This window comes from Catonella sp. (assembly GCF_052169795.1).
GTDB lineage: Bacteria > Bacillota > Clostridia > Lachnospirales > Lachnospiraceae > Catonella.
In genome coordinates this window covers 1-2,877 of the sequence record NZ_JBQNBU010000163.1, presented here as the reverse complement: position 1 = coordinate 2,877, position 2,877 = coordinate 1, and the positions used below count along the sequence as shown (strand labels likewise).

Below are 2,877 nucleotides of genomic sequence, written 5' to 3'. Positions count from 1 at the left end.
CTCAGATACCTGGAATTACAGATAATTGTAGTTATACCGACTTTTAATATTTGTAATTTACCAAACATAACACTCCTGTTTGAAAGTCGGTATAATTCTAAAGTTTGCATAACTCAACTTATTTGGAATTTCAGATATTACTGTCTGTGAAGAAGTTCTAAAAATTATGTAGATGAGTTGAGTAAGGGATGTAATAAGTTTATAATTAATAATATAGTTTAAATATTAATATGCAAAATGTAAGATATAATAACATACAAACGATATAGATACATCTCTGGGACATAGTAAGAAGTGGAGGGCATATGCTGAAAATTGCAGTTTGCGATGATGAACATATAAGTTTAGATAAGATTGTCGAGTTAGTGCAAGAGGAACTAAGAAAGTTAAAAATAAAGCATGAAATCAGCACTTACAATAGTGGAGAAAATTTGCTTGATGCTTCTAATATTAATAGTTTTGATGTGATATTTTTAGATATAGAGTTAAAAACTACGAATGGGATTAATATTGCAAAAAGGCTAAGAGATAACGGTTATGATAAGTTAATTGTTTTTATAACATCGTTTATAGATTATTCGATTGTTGGCTATAAGGTAAATGCCTTTCGATTTATTTTGAAAGATACATTAAAGCAGGAATTAACAGAGTGTATTCAAAATATTATTGCTAAATTAGGGTTAAAAAAAGTAAATTTAAATGATCTTGAAGTAAATATCAAAGACATCATCTATCTTGAAAGCAATAAACATCAGGTAATGATTCATTTAAAAAATACAGATGTTTATAGTGTTTATGATACCTTAGATAATATTGAGAAGAAATTAAATTCAAAGAATTTACTTAGGGTTCATCAAAGCTATTTGGTAAATATTCTTTATGTAGAAAATGTAAAATGTTATACACTAGTATTGTCAGATGGAAATGATAGTATTGAAATTCCCATCCCAAAAGTCAGATATAGTGAGATAAAAAAGAAAATAAGTATAAAGAAAACATTATGGAGGTAAGAATTTTATGTGGATTAGCGAGCTGTTCTTTTTGATAGTAGATTTATCCATTTTTCACATGGTATGCAATTATTTTTTTTACAAAAGGAAAATGGATAAAAAAATAAAGTTTGTGGTAATGATTTTGCTACTGCTGCTGATTAGTATAGGAGTAATGTTTTGTATAAGTAATCTACTGTTAAAATATGTTATTTTAACAATAGTAATATGTTTGATGATGAATATTTTTTATAAGGATAAGATCCTAAGCATTTGCTTGGCAGCTATTTCGATATATGGATTATTTTTTATGACAGACTATGTTTTAGTAACTGTTATTGAGATGGATACAAAATTACAAGATTTTATGATATCACCTAAAAATGTATTTATAGCTTACAGCTTGAGCAGGCTAATTAGTGTGTTGATTATAGCGATATTTTCACTGAAAAAAAGTAAAATTATTTTAGAAAACAGATACATATATAAATTTATATTAATTTCCTTTCTGACGATAGCGGGCTTAATTACATACATAATTCCCAGTGAATATAATATTATTCCCAGTAAATATCTTGTACCGTTTACACTAATATTCAATAATTTCTTTATTTACTATATTTTAAGTGACTTTATTAAAATTAGCAATAGATTAAGAGCTAAAAGTATTAATGAGGAAAGAGCAAAAAATGAACTTAAATTATGGCAGAAGCTGGAAGAAAAAGATACGTTGCAGCGAAAGATTATGCACGATTATTCCAACACCTTAATTTGCATTAAAGGATTATTAGAGCAGGGTAATTACGAAGGAACGAAACAATATCTGGAAAGTATTTCTCTAGAATATGAATTGGCGAAAAATTTTGTGGCGACAGGAAACCATTTGCTTGATGTATTAATAAATGCTAAATATGAAAAGTGTTTAAAAAATAATATTACTATGATATTAAAACTGGATAATTTAACGAATATAAAGATAAAGAGCCAAGATTTAATCGTACTAATCAGCAACTTGTTGGATAATGCGATAGAGTATAACATGAAGTTGATAGAAAACAAAAGAGAAATATTTTTTAGTATTCATAATAACAATCAATTGGAACTTATGGTAAGAAATCCTTTAGAAGAGAGTATGGAAATAAGAGATAATGTAATTGAAACTACGAAAAAAGAGGATGGGCATGGGCTAGGCTTGCTAAATGTGAAAGAAGTTATTGAAAAGTATAAAGCAGAACATTATATTGATGTAGATGAGGGGTATTTTACTCATTATATAGAGATTTAATCAAATTAAAGCGAGTTTGACTACTCGCTTTTTTGATGCCAATAATGGGATGATGTAAAAAAGCAATGTCCGTTTTTTGCAATCTGATGTCCGTTTTTTGCGGCTTGTATTGAAAACTATCAAAAAAATGGTATTATGCAGATAAGTGGTAAAGTTGATTATAAAATTAAAAGGAGTTTGATACATTGCGACAGATAGCCATTCGATTAGCAGAAACATTAATTGTTCTAGGTATAATTAGGGAAGAAATAACAGTTGCTGAAGCTGCACATAAGTGTGGCTGTAGGTGTAATACTGAGTCAGGAACTGTAGGAGCTGTTATACAAATAGCACTCAATGGAAATACATGTGCAGCAACTTGTAAAGGCGGCTCTAATTATGCAGCTAACTATAATGAGGCTATCAACGATAAGAAGTGGTAGTTTTAAGCTATGCAATATCAGAAATGGTGACGGATTATACAAGTTGTAGTCCGTCATTTTTACAAGTATATAGCATTATTTTTGAAGATTTATTACATTGAAAGGTGAATTGGCTGATAGTTATGAAAAAATTAAAAGTGGTATATTTATTTATGATTATGTTTGTTGTAACAGGCTGCAA

The 2,877-nt window shown here is 28.4% G+C and carries 3 protein-coding genes; all 3 read left to right on the top strand.

All coding sequences use genetic code 11. From position 1 onward, the window contains the following. The first annotated feature begins 305 nt into the window (after nucleotides 1-305). The 3 genes from ACTTKP_RS12025 to ACTTKP_RS12015 all read left to right on the top strand — a co-directional run bounded on the left by ACTTKP_RS12025 (nucleotide 306) and on the right by ACTTKP_RS12015 (nucleotide 2,696). Nucleotides 306-1,010 (top strand): LytR/AlgR family response regulator transcription factor, encoded by a 705-nt coding sequence (locus ACTTKP_RS12025; RefSeq protein ID WP_442554125.1) that lies wholly within the window; start codon nucleotides 306-308, stop codon nucleotides 1,008-1,010. 7 nt (nucleotides 1,011-1,017) lie between these two features. Beyond that, nucleotides 1,018-2,274, top strand: a complete 1,257-nt coding sequence (locus ACTTKP_RS12020; protein ID WP_442554124.1) for a sensor histidine kinase — start codon at nucleotides 1,018-1,020, stop codon at nucleotides 2,272-2,274. Nucleotides 2,275-2,459: 185 nt separating this feature from the next. Next, nucleotides 2,460-2,696 (top strand): hypothetical protein, encoded by a 237-nt coding sequence (locus ACTTKP_RS12015; RefSeq protein WP_442554123.1) that lies wholly within the window; start codon nucleotides 2,460-2,462, stop codon nucleotides 2,694-2,696. The last annotated feature ends 181 nt before the right edge of the window (nucleotides 2,697-2,877 follow it).

Excerpts from the sequence above, each read along its gene's own strand:
- ACTTKP_RS12025 (WP_442554125.1), top strand. The coding sequence starts at position 306 with ATGCTGAAAATTGCAGTTTGCGATGATGAACATATAAGTTTAGATAAG.
- ACTTKP_RS12020 (WP_442554124.1), top strand. The coding sequence starts at position 1,018 with ATGTGGATTAGCGAGCTGTTCTTTTTGATAGTAGATTTATCCATTTTT.